The organism is Streptomyces sp. NPDC091387, from assembly GCF_044756945.1.
Classification (GTDB): Bacteria; Actinomycetota; Actinomycetes; order Streptomycetales; family Streptomycetaceae; genus Streptomyces.
This window is the reverse complement of the sequence record NZ_JBIVTZ010000004.1, coordinates 374,242-388,298: the sequence shown is the minus strand read 5'-3', so window position 1 is coordinate 388,298 and position 14,057 is coordinate 374,242. Positions and strand designations below refer to the sequence as shown.

Sequence of the window (14,057 nt, the reverse complement as noted above, 5' to 3'; positions counted from 1 at the left end):
AGGTTCGAACCGTGACCAAGGCGACCGCCGCGATCGTCGGATCCGGCAACATCGGCACCGACCTGATGTACAAACTCCTGCGCTCGCGGGACATCGAGCCGCGCTGGATGATCGGCATCGACGAACAGAGCCCCGGCCTCAAGCGCGCCGCCGACCACGGCCTGCACACGAGCGCCGACGGCGTCGACGCCCTGCTGGCCGGCGAGGAGCGGCCGGACCTGGTCTTCGAGGCCACGTCCGCGTACGTCCACCGGGCCAACGCGCCCAAGTACGCCGGACTCGGCATCCAGGCCATCGACCTGACCCCCGCCGCGATCGGCCCGGCGGTCGTGCCCGCCGTCAACCTCGGCGACCACCTCGACGCGCCGAACGTCTCCCTCATCACCTGTGGGGGACAGGCCACCATCCCGATCGTGCACGCCGTCTCCCGGGTCACCGAGGTCGCCTACGCGGAGATCGTCGCGAGCGTCGCCTCGCCGTCCGCAGGGCCCGGTACCCGCGCCAACATCGACGAGTTCACGCTCACCACCAGCCGGGGCATCGAGACGATCGGCGGCGCCGCCAAGGGCAAGGCCATCATCATCCTCAACCCGGCCGAGCCGCCGATGCTGATGCAGGACACCGTCTTCTGCGCCGTCCCCGCCGACGCCGACCGGGACGCCGTCACCACGTCGATCCGCGAGACCGTCGCCCGAGTCGCCGCGTACGTACCCGGCTACCGGCTGCGCGCAGAGCCGCAGTTCGACGAACCGACCGCGGTCAGCGGCGGGTTCGCCCGGGTCGCGGTGTTCATCGAGGTGGAGGGCGCGGGCGACTTCCTGCCGCCGTACTCCGGAAACCTCGACATCATGACCGCCGCCGCCACCAGGGTCGGCGAGGGCTTCGCCCAGCGGATCACCGCCCGCCGCGCCGGTGCCTGACCGCCGCACACCGAGGAGTACACGAGCCATGCCCTACAGCTCCGACCTGGACATCCGGGTCACCGACTCGTCCCTCAGGGACGGATCACATGCAAAGCAGCACCAGTTCACCGTCGACCACGTCACCTCCGTCGTCGCCGCCCTCGACGACGCGGGCGTCCCCGTCATCGAGGTCACCCACGGCGACGGCCTCGGCGGGTCCTCCTTCAACTACGGCTTCAGCCACACCCCCGAACAGGAGCTGATCAAGGCCGCGGTGAAGACCGCCCGCCGGGCGAAGATCGCCTTCCTGATGCTGCCCGGTCTCGGTCTCCAGGACGACATCCGCGAGGCCGCCGACAACGGCGCCGCGATCTGCCGCATCGCCACCCACTGCACCGAGGCGGACATCGCCGTCCAGCACTTCGGGCTGGCCCGCGAACTCGGCCTGGAGACCGTCGGCTTCCTGATGATGTCGCACAGCCAACCGCCCGGGGAACTGGCCCGGCAGGCCCGCATCATGGCCGACGCCGGCTGCCAGTGCGTCTACGTCGTCGACTCCGCGGGTGCCCTCATCATGGAGCAGACCAGCGACCGTGTCGCCGCCCTGGTCGCCGAACTCGGCGACGACGCCCAGGTCGGCTTCCACGGCCACGAGAACCTCGGCCTCGGCGTCGCCAACTCGGTCCTCGCGGTACGCGCCGGGGCCCTTCAGATCGACGGATCGACCCGTCGCTTCGGGGCGGGCGCGGGCAACACCCCCGTCGAGGGGTTCGCGGCCGTCGCCGAGAAACTGGGCATCCGTACCGGCATCGACGTACTGAAGATCATCGACGCGGCCGAGGACGTGGTGCGGCCCGTCATGGACGGCGAGTGCCTGCTCGACCGGCTGTCCCTGACGATGGGCTACGCGGGTGTGTACTCCAGCTTCCTTAAGCACGCCGCCCGTCAGGCCGAGACCTACCAGGTGTCCGGCGCCGAGATCCTGATGGAAGCCGGCCGCCGCAAGCTCGTCGGCGGCCAGGAGGACCAGCTCATCGAGATCGCGGTCGCCCTCGCGGCGAGGAACCGGGCCACGGCCGACGCCCAGAACACCCCGGGGAAGTGAGAACAGCCATGTCCAATCCGGTACTTGACGCCGTCGAAGCCCGCGCCGACGAGATCCGCGCGCTCGGCCCCGCCAATGAGGCGCTCGGCAGGCTCGACGACCAGGCGGCGAAGATCCTGCGCGAGGTCGGCGCTATCCGCATGCTCCAGCCCAAGGCCCACGGCGGCCTCGAACTGCACCCGCGCGAGTTCGCCGAGACCGTCATGAGGATCGCCTCCCTGGACGGGGCCACCGGCTGGGTCGCGGGCGTCGTCGGCGTCCACCCGTGGGAGATGGCGATGGCCGACCCCCGGGTCCAGGAGGAGGTCTGGGGCGAGGACCCCGACACCTGGATCGCCTCCCCGTACGCACCGATGGGCCTGCTCAGGCCCGTCGACGGCGGCCACGTCTTCAACGGCCGCTGGCAGTTCTCCTCCGGCACCGACCACTGCCGGTGGATCTTCCTCGGCGGTTTCCTCGCCGACAGCGACGGCAACCGGATCAACCCCCCGCAGTCCGTGCACGTCATCCTGCCGCGCGCCGACTACGAGATCGTCGACGACTCGTGGGACGTGGTCGGGCTGCGCGGCACCGGCAGCAAGGACGTCATCGTCAAGGACGCCTTCGTACCCGCCCACCGCGTCATCGAGTACGCCAAGGTCGTGGACGGGTCCCTGGCCGCCGAGTCGGGGCTGGCCAACCCCGCCTACCGGCTGCCGTTCTCCGCCGCGTTCCCGCTCGGCATCACCGCCGCCGTGATCGGCATCTGCGAGGGCGCCCTCGCCCACCACCTCGACTACCAGCGCGACCGGGTGCAGATCACCGGCCAGGCCGTGCGGGACGACCCGTACGTCCTGTACGCCGTCAGCGACGCGGCGGCCGAGATCGCGGCCTCCCGCTCGGCGCTCCTGGACAACGTCTGCCAGATGTACGACACGGTGGCGGCCGGCCGGGAGATCGGCTTCGAGCGACGGGCCGTCGGCCGGCGCACCCAGGCGGCGGCCGCCTGGCGGGCGGTCCGCGCGGTGGACGAGATCGTCGCCCGCTCCGGCGGCAACGCGATGCGGCTGGACAACCCGATCCAGCGGTTCTGGCGCGACGCGCACACCGGTCTCGCGCACGCCATCCACGTACCGGGCTCCGTCTTCCACGCCTCGGCGCTCACGGAGATCGGCATCGAGCCGCCGCACGGGCCGATGCGCTCGATGATCTAGAAACCTTCTGTTCGCAGCGGGACCAGAGAGGAACGCACATGACGCAGATCCGCGGACTCGGATACCTCCGGGTCCAGACACGTGACATCGACCGCTGGCGCGAACTCACCGTGGAGGCCCTCGGCTTCGCCGAGGGCTCGGGGCCGGACCCCGACGGGCTCTACCTGCGCATGGACGAGCGCCGCGCCCGCCTCGTCGTCCTGCCCGGCGACAGCGACCGGGTGCTGTCCGTCGGCTGGGAGGTGCGGGACCAGTTCGCGCTCGCCGCCGTCGGCCGCGCTGTCGAGGCCTCCGGCACGGCGGTGAAGCCGCTCTCCGCGAAGGAGGCCGACGACCGGGGCGTGGAGGAGGGCATCGTCTTCGACGACCCGGCCGGAGTGCCCGTCGAGGTGTACTTCGCCCCGATCCTCGACCACAGCCCCGTACTGACCGGGTTCGGCCAGCGGTTCGTCACCGGCGGCCAGGGGATGGGGCACGTCGTGCTGCCCACCACCTGCGCGGACGAGACCGTCGCCTTCTACACCGAGGTGCTCGGCTTCCTGCCGCGCGGCGGAATCCGGCTCAGCGGCCGGTCGCCCGAGGCCCCGCCCCGCCGGGTGCGCTTCATGGGCGTCAACGAACGCCACCACAGCCTCGCCGTCTGCCCCGCCCCGCACGGCGAGGAACCCGGACTGGTGCACCTGATGGTCGAGGTCGACAGCCTGGACGCGGTCGGCCGCGCCCTCGACAACGTGGGCAGACGGGGATTCTCCCTCTCCTCCACGCTGGGCCGGCACACCAACGACAAGATGGTGTCGTTCTACGTACGCGCGCCCGGCGGCTGGGACATCGAGTACGGCTGCGACGGGATGCGCGTCGACGAGAGGCACTACACCGCAGAGGAGATCACCGCCGACAGCTACTGGGGCCACGACTGGTCCGGCTCCGAGCCACTGGCCGCCTTCACCCCGCCGGGCAAGGCCACCTGAGGACCGCCCGGTCGACACGACGGCCGCGCCGCGACGGCCGGATGCCACGGCGGCGAGGCCGATGTGCCGGCCCGAGAGGCTGTCGGGTGCCCCTGAGCCATGGACCGGGGTTCCACGTCGGAACCGCCTCCACCGCAGCGTGAACGACGCTGCGGTGGAGGCGGATCCGGTCGAGTCCGGGACGCGCGATGCCCGGCACGCGTGTGTCGACGGGGCTGCTTCAGGACCGGCGGGGCGCGACAGCCGTGCACGCCGCCCCGGCCCGGTCCGAATGGCCGGGGCCGGGCCGGCGTGCGTCGGCGTTGATCAGCGGGCGGCGGTGGCGGAGCCGGCCCCGTCCGCGAGCTCGATCGTGCCCCGCAGCGCGGCCTCGCGGATCGTGTCGCGCAGCGACCCGCAGCCCTCGAAGGAGCCGTCGGCCGGATCGCGCTCCGCGCAGAGCGCCAGGGACCGGCCGTCCCACTGCACACTCGTCTGCTGCCAGCTGCTTTTGCGCACCAGGACCTGCGCCGCGCACCGTTCACAGGCCAGCGACCGCATCGGTGCCCCGTCGGCGAGGCGGTTGTCGACCCGCATCAGGCCGGCCAGCCCTCGGTGGCGGCGGCCTTGCGGGCGAGGTTCCCCTCGACCTCCCTCTGCCACGCCTCGACCGGCCGTGTGGTGTCCAGCTCGAACTCGAAGCGGTCGGTCATCTCCGGCTTCACGTCGGCCACGTCCACGTAGAACTGCTCGTACCAGCGCCGCAGTTGGTAGACCGGGCCGTCCTCCTCGCAGAGCAGGGGGTTGTCGATCCTGGTCTTGTTCTGCCAGATCTGGATGTCCTGCTCGAAGCCGAGCTTGATGAACTGCCCCATACCGGAGGCGAGTTCATCGGCGGCGTCGCCGGCCGCGGTCGGGGAGCGCTTCACGATGATCCCGTACTGGAGCACGAACCGGTTCGCGTCGACGGGGTAGTGGCAGTTGATCAGTACCGACTGCGTGTCACCGGTCTCGTAGTGGTAGGTGAGGTCGTCGATCATGAACGACGGGCCGTGGTAGGAGGCGACCGAGTTGCTGCCGGTGGTCTTCGGCCTGTCGTCCTGTTCCTGGGGGCGGGCGTCGGGGCGGCCGGTGGCGCGCATGTGCTGGGTGGCCGTGTGGCCCTCGAAGACGTTCCTGAAGTACGTCGGGAAGGAGTAGTGGACGTAGAAGAAGTGGGCCATGTCCACCACGTTGTCGACGACTTCGCGGCAGTTGGCGTCGATGACGGTCTCGTACCAGAGCCAGTCGGTCCACTCGTCGCTCGTCGCCCCCTCTATTCGGGGGATGGTCACGTCGGCGGGCGGGGGATTGCCCTCCGGGTCGTTCCAGACGAAGAGCATGCCGTCCTGGTCGAGCGTCGTCCAGGCCGCCGTGCGGGCCCGCAGCGGAACCCGCTTGGCGTACGGGATCCGCTTGCAGCGGCCGTCGCCGCCCCACCGCCAGTCGTGGAACGGGCAGGCGACCTCGTCGCCCTTGACGGTGCCCTGCGAGAGATCGCCGCCCATGTGGCGGCAGTAGGCGTCCAGGACGCTGAGCGTGCCGTCGCCCGCCTGGAACACCACGAGCTTCTGGCCGAAGGCCCGGACCGCGTGCGGTTTGCCGTCCTTGAACTTCTCCGCGAGGCCCAGGCAGTGCCAGCCGCGCGCGAAACGCGTGGGTGCCGCGGTGGCTTCGATGTCCCTGACGTCGTCGTGTGCCGACTCGACTGCGCTCACGTTGCTCTCATCCCCTTTACGCCGCTTGGTCTCCGGGGTCCGGACGCTAGGCGCGTACCCCGGCGTGCGGGCGGGGGAGTCCCACTGACCGGTACCGGCGCTCCGGGGACCCGGCGCACCCCGGTCCCGGTCCGTGGGACCACGGCCGTGCCGCCCCGGCGACCGCGGGTACCATCCGCCGCCCCGTTCATCGGTATGTACGGCGGAGGGGGCAGAGATGAACCGTTTCGACGGTGTGAAAGTCCTGCTCACCGGGGCGGGGCCGGGCATCGGGCGGGCCACCTGGTGTCCGAGGGGGCGGCCGTGTTCGCCGTCGACCTGTCGTGCGTGGGGCTGAGGGAGACGGCCGCGGCGGCGCCGGGGTGATCGCCTTCGCCGCGCGGGACGCGGCCAGGTGGGCCGGGCCACTGAGCGGGACTGGCCCTTGCCTATTTCGAGAACAAATTCTAGTTTTCCTTCATCAGTGTCCCGGCCCCCACGGGCCCCTCACCCCTACGGAGAGCCATGACCGAGGCCGTCATCGTCGAAGCCGCACGGACGCCGGTCGGCCGGCGCCGCGGTGTCCTGTCCGGACTCCATCCGGCGGAACTCCTCGGGCTCGCCCAGAAGGGCCTGGTGGAGCGGGCGGGCATCGCGCCCGGCACCGTGGAGCAGGTCATCGGCGGCTGTGTCACCCAGGCCGGCGAACAGTCCAACAACGTCACCCGCAACGCCTGGCTGCACAGCGGACTCCCGCACACCACCGCGTGCACCACCGTCGACTGTGCCTGCGGATCGTCCCAGCAGGCCGTGCACCTGGTCGCGGGCCTGATCGCCGCCGGCGCCATCGAGACCGGCATCGGCTGCGGCGTCGAGTCCATGAGCCGCGTCTTCCTCGGCGCCGCGCTCACCCCCGACAACGGCTCCCCGGTACCGGACAGCTGGTCCCTGGACATGCCCGACCAGTTCACGGCCGCCGAACGCATCGCCCGCAACCGGGGCATCACCAGGGCCGACGCGGACGCCCTCGGCCTCGCCTCCCAGCAGAAGGCCGCCCGCGCCTGGGCCGAAGGGCGCTTCGACCGCCAGATCATCCCGATCCAGGCCCCGGTCGCCGGCCCCGGGGGGCCCACCGGCGAGACCGCGACGGTCACCCGCGACCAGGGGCTGCGGGACACCACCGCCGAGGCCCTGGCCGCTCTCCGCCCGGTCCTCCCCGACGGCATCCACACCGCCGGGAACTCCTCCCAGATCAGCGACGGCGCCGCCGCCGTCCTGCTCATGAGCCGGGAGCGCGCCGCCCGCGAGGGACTCCGCCCCCGCGCCCGCATCGTGGCCTCCGCCATGGTCGGCTCCGACCCGTACTACCACCTCGACGGGCCCGTCGCCGCGACCGAACGCGTCCTGCGCACCGCCGGGATGACCCTCGCCGACATCGACCTCGTCGAGATCAACGAGGCCTTCGCCTCCGTCGTCCTGTCCTGGGCACAGGTCCACCGGGCCGATCTGGACAAGGTCAACGTCAACGGCGGCGCCATCGCGCTCGGTCACGCCGTCGGCTCCACCGGCGCCCGGCTTCTCACCCAGGCCCTGCACGAACTGGAACGGACCGGGAAGGCCACCGCCCTGATCACCATGTGCGCCGGTGGAGCGCACGCGACCGCCACCGTCATCGAACGCATCTGAGGGGGCGCGCCATGACCATCGGACTCACCCAGGAACACCGCGACCTGCGCGACGCCGTACGCGCCTTCGCGAACCGGCACATCACGCAGGACACCCTCCGCGCGGCGGCCGACGCCGACAAGGAGACCGTCCCCGCCTGCTGGAGCGGCCTAGCCGAACAGGGACTGCTCGGGCTGCACCTGCCGGAGGAGGTGGGCGGCGCCGGCTACGGACTCGTCGAACTCGCCGTCGTCACCGAGGAACTGGGCCGCGCGACAGCCCCCGGCCCCTACCTCCCGACGACGCTCGCCTCTGCCGTCCTGCACGCGGCCGGACACCGCCAGTACCTCGCCCCGCTCGCCGCCGGCACCACCCTCGGCGCGGTCGGACTCGCCCCCGGCACCCTCGTCCTGGCGCGCGCCGCCGACGGCACGGCCACCGTCACCGGAACGTCCGACCTCGTCATCGGCGGGCACCTCGCCGACGTGTTCGTCCTGCCCGCCTCCGACAACGGCCGCACCACCTGGCTGGTCCTGCCCCGCGCCGCCGTGGAGACCACCGACGTCCGCAGCCACGACCTCACCCGCCGCTCGTCCCGGGTGACCGCACGGTCGGTCCCGGTGCCGGCCGCCGATCTGCTCGACCTCGATCCCCAGCGGCCCCGGGACCTCGCCGCGACGCTGTTCGCCGCCGAGTCCTCCGGCCTCGCGGACCGCTGCGTGACCACCGCCGCACAGTACGCCCGGGTCCGGGAGCAGTTCGGCCGCCGCATCGGCCAGTTCCAGGGCGTCAAGCACCGCTGCGCCCGGATGCTCGCACAGGCCGAACAGGCCCGTGCCTGCGCCTGGGACGCCGCCCGCGCGACAGCCCCCGGCGGCGTGGGAGACGCCCGTGAGGCCTCGCTGGCCGCCGCCGTCGCCGGAGCGGCCGGCGTCGACGCCGCGTTCTCCGTGGCCAAGGACTGCATCCAGGTACTCGGCGGCATCGGCTTCACCTGGGAGCACGACGCGCACCTCGCGCTGCGCCGCGCCCAGACCCTCCGGATCGTCCTCGGCCCGTCCGCCGCCTGGCGCCGCCGGGTCGCCCGCCTCACCCTGGAAGGCACCCGCCGCACACTCGGCGTGGAGCTGCCCGCGGAGGCCGAAGCCGTACGCGAGGACATCCGCGCCGAACTGCGGCCGGCCGCCGCCCTGGACGGCAGGGAGCGCCTCGGCCACCTCGCGGACCACGGCTACACCGCCCCCCATCTCCCGGCCCCCTGGGGCAAGGGCGCCGACCCGGTGACGCAGCTCGTCATCGCCGAGGAGCTCCGGGCCGCGGACCTCACCCCCGTCGACATGATCATCGGCGGCTGGGTGGTGCCCACAATCATCGCCCACGGCGACCCGGCCCAGCAGGAGCGTTTCCTCGGGCCGAGCCTGCGCGGCGGCATCGTCTGGTGCCAGCTGTTCAGCGAGCCGGGCGCGGGCTCCGACCTCGCCGGACTCACCACCCGCGCCGAGAAGACGGACGGCGGCTGGCGCGTCACCGGCCAGAAGGTGTGGACGTCCATGGCCCGTGACGCCCACTGGGGCGTCCTGCTCGCCCGTACCGACAGCGACGCGCCCAAGCACAAGGGGATCTCCTACTTCCTCCTCGACATGACGAGCCCCGGCCTCGACATCCGGCCGCTGCGGCAGATCACCGGCGACGCCGAGTTCAACGAGGTGTTCCTCGACGAGGTGTTCATCCCCGACGAGCTGCTCGTCGGCTCCCCGGGCGACGGCTGGAAGCTCGCCCGCACCACCCTCGCCAACGAACGCGTCGCCCTGTCCCACGACTCGGTCGGCTCCGGCGCGGAGGCGCTGCTGGAGATCGCCGCCGCCTCCGACGGCCTCGACGACGAACAGCTCACCACCCTCGGCGGCCACCTCTGCGACGCGCAGTCCGGTGCCGTCCTCGCCCTGCGCACCACCCTGCGCACCGTCTCCGGCCAGCAGCCGGGAGCCGAGGCGTCCGTCGCCAAACTGCTCGGCGTCGAACACCAGCAGGGGGTCTGGGAGACCTGCGTGGACTGGCAGGGCTCCGCCGCACTGACCGGCGAGGGCGAACGCCTCGACGCCACCTGGCAGTTCCTCAACGCCCGCTGCCTGTCCATCGCGGGCGGTACGACGGAGATCCAGCTGAACATCATCGGCGAGCGCATCCTCGGCCTGCCCCGCGACCCCGAGCCCACCGAGAAAGGCTGACATGCCCATCGACCGAGAGAAGGCGCTGACCGCGGACCCGTCCGTCCGCGAGATCCGCTGGACCACCCGCGACGTACTCCTCTACCACCTGAGCCTCGGCGCGGGCGCCGACGCCGCCACCGGACCCGAGCTGCACCTGACCTTCGAGAAGGCTCTCGCCGTGCTGCCGACCTTCGCGGTGGTGGCCGGCTCCGGGATCTCCTGCGGCGAGGAGGCCGCACCGGGCCTCCACCTGCCCGGCATCGACATCGACCTGCGGGCCCTGCTCCACGCGGGCCAGGGACTCCAGGTCCACCGGCCGCTCCCGGCATCGGGCACCGCCACCCTCCGCTCTCGGGTCGCCGAGATCCGGGACAAGGGCACGGCCGCGCTCGTCGTCCTGGAGTCCGCGGCCACCGACGCCGACGGCGAGCCGCTGTGGACCACCACCACCCGGATCTGGGCGCGCGGCGAGGGCGGCTTCGGCGGAGAGCCGGGACCGGAGGAGCACTGGAGGGCGCCGGACCGGCCCGCCGACTCCGTCCTCACCAGCGCCACCACACCTCAACAGGCTTTGTGGTACCGGCTCAACGGAGATCTCAACCCGCTGCACGCCGACCCCGCGTTCGCGCGGGCCGCCGGGTTCGACCGGCCGATCCTGCACGGGCTCGCCTCCTACGGACTGGTCTGCAAGGCCCTCGTCGACGGAGTGCTCGACGGTGACGTCACCCGGCTCACCGGGCTCACCGTGCGCTTCGCCGGCCCCCTCGTTCCCGGGGAGACCCTGGTGACCTCCGTATGGCACGACGCACCGGCGGACGACGGCACCGGGCGGCTCGTGCTGCACGCGGCCTGCCCCGAACGCGACGGCGCGCCCGTGCTCACCCACGCGACGGCGACGGTGACCTCATGAACGTCCCCCCGCACGACACCACCGCACCCGCGACCGGCCCCAGACTGGTCGCCGAACCGCACAAGGACGGCGTCGACGCCGCCGTCGCCGCGGCCCGCCGGGTGGTCGCCGCCCTGCTCCGCGCCGGCGACCGGTCCGGCGCCGACATGGACGCCATAGCCGCTCAACTCGACGCCGTCGCCGACGGACTCACCGAGAAGGCCCCCTCCGTCGAGGACCGCCTCGCCGAGATGTGGCGCGGCGAGGGCGTCACCCGGCACGACCCCGTCACCGGCCCGGAGAACGCCCTCGCCCCGCCGCTGCACCTGCGCGGCAAGGACGACGGCTCCGTCGAGGGCGTCGTGACGCTCGACCTCCCCTACCAGGGCCCGCCCGGCCATGTGCACGGCGGCGTCTCCGCCCTGCTCCTCGACCACACCCTGGGAGTGGCCAACCACTGGGCCGGCCCCTCCGGGATGACCGCGGAGCTGACCCTGCGCTACCTGCGGCCCACCCCGCTGTTCGAACCCCTGACGGTCACCGGGCGCCAGATCTCGGTGGACGGTTCACGGATCCGCACGGCCGGGGAGATCTCCGCCGGCGGCCGCAGCTGCGTCACCGTGACCGGACTGTTCATCAACAAGCATCTCCCCCGGCCCAGTTGAGGGAGTGGAGCCCATGCGAAACCTCGACGGAAGAGTGGCGGTCATCAGCGGGGCCGGCCAGGGCGTGGGCCAGGGCATCGCGCTCGCCCTCGCCTCCGACGGAGCATCCGTCGCCGTCCTCGGCCGGACCGCGGCGAAGCTGGAAGCCACGTGCGCGATGCTGCGCGAACGGGGTGCGGAGGCGGAGCCGTTCGTCCTCGACGTACGGGACACGGAACGGATCCCCGCCGTGGTGGAGGACGTCGCCGAACGCTTCGGCCGGATCGACATCCTGGTCAACAACGCCTACACCGGCTGCTACGGGCCGCTGCTGTCGCTGAGCGACGAACAGTTCCGCGAGGGCTTCGACAGCGGCCCGTTCGCTGCGTTCGCCTTCATGAAGGCCGCCCACCCGCACCTGAAGCGCGACGGCGGGGGAGTGATCATCAACCTGGTCACCTCCGCCATGGTCCGCTGGGACCTGAGCACCTACGGCGCGTACGCGGCCGCCAAGTCCGCGCTGCGCTCCCTGACCCGGGCCGCCGCCAACGAATGGGGCCGCGACGGAATCCGGGTCAACGCCATCGCCCCGCACGCGACCTCGCCCGCCTACGCCGGCTGGCAGGACGCCCACCCGGAGGAGGCCGCCGAGTTCTGCGCGTCCATACCGCTGGGGTACGTCGGCGACTGCGAGCAGGACATCGGGCGCGCGGTCGCGATGCTGTGCGGCCCCGACGCCCGCTATCTGACGGGCGCCACGGTGCCGCTCGACGGCGGCCAGGCCAACTTCGGCTGACCCGCGGGGGAGACGGCCGGGGGAGTGGGCTGCCTCCCCGGCCGTCTGCTGCGGCCCCGGCCCTGATTCCGGTCCCGCCTCCGGCCCTTCCAAGGGCCCCTCTCCCGTTCAGCGGGATCGTCCCGGCCGGGCCGTCCCGACCGCGGCTAGCGTCGCCACCGGCGCGGCGCGGACCGCGACCCCGCCCCCACCGCGGACGCCACGACCATCCACGAGGCGTACCCGACGCGACCCGTCCGCGTACCGACACCGGCAGACCCGGGCACCGGGTGAGAGGGACCGACGTTGCCACACGAGACCATTGCCGACCTGCTGCTCGCCCGGTCCGGGGACCACCGCCCGGGGCTGCTGACCCGTGAACGCACCTGGACCTGGGACGAGGTGGTCCAGGAGAGCGCGGCCCGCGCCGCCTGGGCCGAGGAGCTGCGCACCGACGGGCCGTTCCACATCGGCGTACTCCTGGACAACGAGCCCGAGTACGTCTTCTGGCTCGGCGCCGCCGCCCTCGCGGGCGCGGCCGTCGTCGGCATCAACCCCACCCGGCGCGGCGCCGAACTCGCCCGGGAGGTACGGCACACCGACTGCCAGGTGATCGTCACCGACCGGGCGGGCGCCGCGCTGCTGGACGGTCTGGACATCGGAGTGGACCGCGACCGCTTCCTCGTCCTCGACACACCGGAGTACGCCACCGGCCTCGCCGCCCACACGGACACGGTCCGGCCCGCACGCGCCCCCGATGTCACCGCCACCACCCGGATGCTGCTGCTCCTCACCTCCGGCACCACCGGCGCGTCGAAAGCGGCGATCTGCTCCCAGGGCCGGCTCGCCGCCCTCGGCGCCTCCAACTGCGCCAAGTACGACATCACCCGCGCCGACACCTGCTACTGCCCGATGCCGCTGTTCCACGGCAACGCGCTGATGGCCCTGTGGGCCCCCGCCCTCACCGCGGGCGCCACCATCGCCCTGACCCGCAAGTTCTCCGCGTCCGGATTCCTCCCCGACGTCCGCCACTTCGGGGCCACCTACTTCACCTACGTCGGCAAGGCGATCGGCTACATCCTGGCCCGCCCCGAGACCGGACAGGACGCCGACAACCTGCTCACCCACGCCTTCGGCACCGAGGCGTCCCCCGAGGACGCGGCCCTGTTCCTGCGGCGCTTCGGCTGCCGGCTCGTCGAGGGATACGGCTCCAGCGAGGGCAGCGGCATGCTCAGGCGGGCCCCCGAGGCACCCACCGGCGCGCTGGGTATCCCGGCCCGGCCCGGCGTCCGGATCGTCCACCCCACGACCCGGGCGACCTGCCCGCCCGCGGAACTCGACTCCTACGGGCGCGTCCGCAACCCGGAGGAGGCCGTCGGGGAGATCGTCGACACCGAGGGCGCCGCCCGCTTCGAGGGCTACTACAACAACGAGGCGGCGAACGCCGAACGCGTCCGGCACGGCTGGTACTGGACCGGCGACCTCGGATACGTCGACGAGGCCGGCTACTTCTACTTCGCGGGACGTTCCGGCGACTGGATACGGGTCGACGGCGAGAACACCTCCGCCCTCCTCACCGAACGCGTCCTGCGCAGGCACCGGGGCGTCGTCGCCGCCGGGGTCTTCGGCGTGGCCGACCCGCGCTCCGGCGACCAGGTCATGGCCGCCGTCGAGATCGCCGAGGGAACCCGCTTCGAGGACCTGGACCTGCCCGCCTTCCTGGCCCGCCAGGAGGACCTGGGAAGCAAGGGCGCCCCCCGCTTCGTCCGCGTCTCGCACGCCCTGCCCACCACCGGCTCCAACAAGCTGCGCAAGAAGGAGATGCAGCTCGAGGGCTGGCGCACGGACGACCCGGTGTACCGCTGGGCGGGCCGGGGCGAGCCCGCGTACACCCTGATGAACGACGACGAGAAGGCCCTGCTGCGCGGGGAGTTCCTGGCCAACGGGCGCGCACGCTTCCTGCCCTGACGCGCGCCACCCGTCCGTCCGCG

At 72.6% G+C, this 14,057-nt stretch carries 12 protein-coding genes; 10 read left to right on the top strand and 2 right to left on the bottom strand.

Going from position 1 to position 14,057, the window contains the following annotated elements; genetic code table 11:
- The first annotated feature begins 11 nt into the window (after nucleotides 1-11).
- Genes ACIQM0_RS11215 through ACIQM0_RS11200 form a run of 4 tightly spaced genes read left to right on the top strand, consistent with a single transcriptional unit; the run spans nucleotide 12 to nucleotide 4,168 of the window.
- A complete protein-coding gene (locus tag ACIQM0_RS11215) occupies nucleotides 12-920 on the top strand; it encodes an acetaldehyde dehydrogenase (acetylating) (RefSeq protein ID WP_401285733.1) in 909 nt (302 codons plus the stop codon).
- 28 nt (nucleotides 921-948) lie between these two features.
- Nucleotides 949-2,007, top strand: a complete 1,059-nt coding sequence (gene dmpG, locus ACIQM0_RS11210; protein ID WP_401285732.1) for a 4-hydroxy-2-oxovalerate aldolase — start codon at nucleotides 949-951, stop codon at nucleotides 2,005-2,007.
- Between the two features lie 8 nt (nucleotides 2,008-2,015).
- Complete coding sequence (locus ACIQM0_RS11205) at nucleotides 2,016-3,200, top strand: acyl-CoA dehydrogenase family protein (RefSeq protein WP_401285731.1); 1,185 nt, start codon at nucleotides 2,016-2,018, stop codon at nucleotides 3,198-3,200.
- A 38-nt stretch (nucleotides 3,201-3,238) separates the two neighbouring features.
- Nucleotides 3,239-4,168 carry a VOC family protein gene (locus ACIQM0_RS11200; RefSeq protein WP_401285730.1) on the top strand — a complete coding sequence of 310 codons (930 nt, stop codon included), beginning with the start codon at nucleotides 3,239-3,241 and terminating at the stop codon, nucleotides 4,166-4,168.
- A 306-nt stretch (nucleotides 4,169-4,474) separates the two neighbouring features.
- On the opposite strand, the gene ACIQM0_RS11195 is transcribed toward ACIQM0_RS11200, so the two are convergent.
- Both ACIQM0_RS11195 and ACIQM0_RS11190 read right to left on the bottom strand, forming a co-directional pair.
- Entirely contained in the window at nucleotides 4,475-4,744 is a 270-nt protein-coding gene (locus ACIQM0_RS11195; RefSeq protein WP_401285729.1) for a ferredoxin, read from the bottom strand.
- Nucleotides 4,744-5,904, bottom strand: a complete 1,161-nt coding sequence (locus ACIQM0_RS11190) for a Rieske 2Fe-2S domain-containing protein (RefSeq protein ID WP_401285728.1) — start codon at nucleotides 5,902-5,904, stop codon at nucleotides 4,744-4,746. Before ACIQM0_RS11190 ends, ACIQM0_RS11195 begins: the two co-directional genes overlap by 1 nt.
- Before the next feature lie 504 nt (nucleotides 5,905-6,408).
- Here ACIQM0_RS11190 and ACIQM0_RS11185 point away from each other — a divergent pair.
- From ACIQM0_RS11185 to ACIQM0_RS11160, 6 genes are all read left to right on the top strand, one after another.
- Nucleotides 6,409-7,569 carry a steroid 3-ketoacyl-CoA thiolase gene (locus ACIQM0_RS11185; RefSeq protein WP_401285727.1) on the top strand — a complete coding sequence of 387 codons (1,161 nt, stop codon included), beginning with the start codon at nucleotides 6,409-6,411 and terminating at the stop codon, nucleotides 7,567-7,569.
- Between the two features lie 11 nt (nucleotides 7,570-7,580).
- The gene (locus ACIQM0_RS11180) at nucleotides 7,581-9,776 is read left to right on the top strand and encodes an acyl-CoA dehydrogenase (RefSeq protein WP_401285726.1); all 2,196 of its coding nucleotides are present in this window, start codon (nucleotides 7,581-7,583) and stop codon (nucleotides 9,774-9,776) included.
- 1 nt (nucleotide 9,777) lies between these two features.
- Nucleotides 9,778-10,668, top strand: a complete 891-nt coding sequence (locus ACIQM0_RS11175) for a MaoC/PaaZ C-terminal domain-containing protein (RefSeq protein WP_401285725.1) — start codon at nucleotides 9,778-9,780, stop codon at nucleotides 10,666-10,668.
- Complete coding sequence (locus ACIQM0_RS11170) at nucleotides 10,665-11,312, top strand: PaaI family thioesterase (RefSeq protein ID WP_401285724.1); 648 nt, start codon at nucleotides 10,665-10,667, stop codon at nucleotides 11,310-11,312. Before ACIQM0_RS11175 ends, ACIQM0_RS11170 begins: the two co-directional genes overlap by 4 nt.
- Nucleotides 11,313-11,325: 13 nt before the next feature.
- Complete coding sequence (locus tag ACIQM0_RS11165; protein ID WP_401285723.1) at nucleotides 11,326-12,087, top strand: SDR family NAD(P)-dependent oxidoreductase; 762 nt, start codon at nucleotides 11,326-11,328, stop codon at nucleotides 12,085-12,087.
- Between the two features lie 285 nt (nucleotides 12,088-12,372).
- Nucleotides 12,373-14,034, top strand: coding sequence for an AMP-binding protein (locus ACIQM0_RS11160; protein ID WP_401285722.1), 1,662 nt, complete (start codon nucleotides 12,373-12,375; stop codon nucleotides 14,032-14,034).
- Nucleotides 14,035-14,057: the final 23 nt, after the last annotated feature.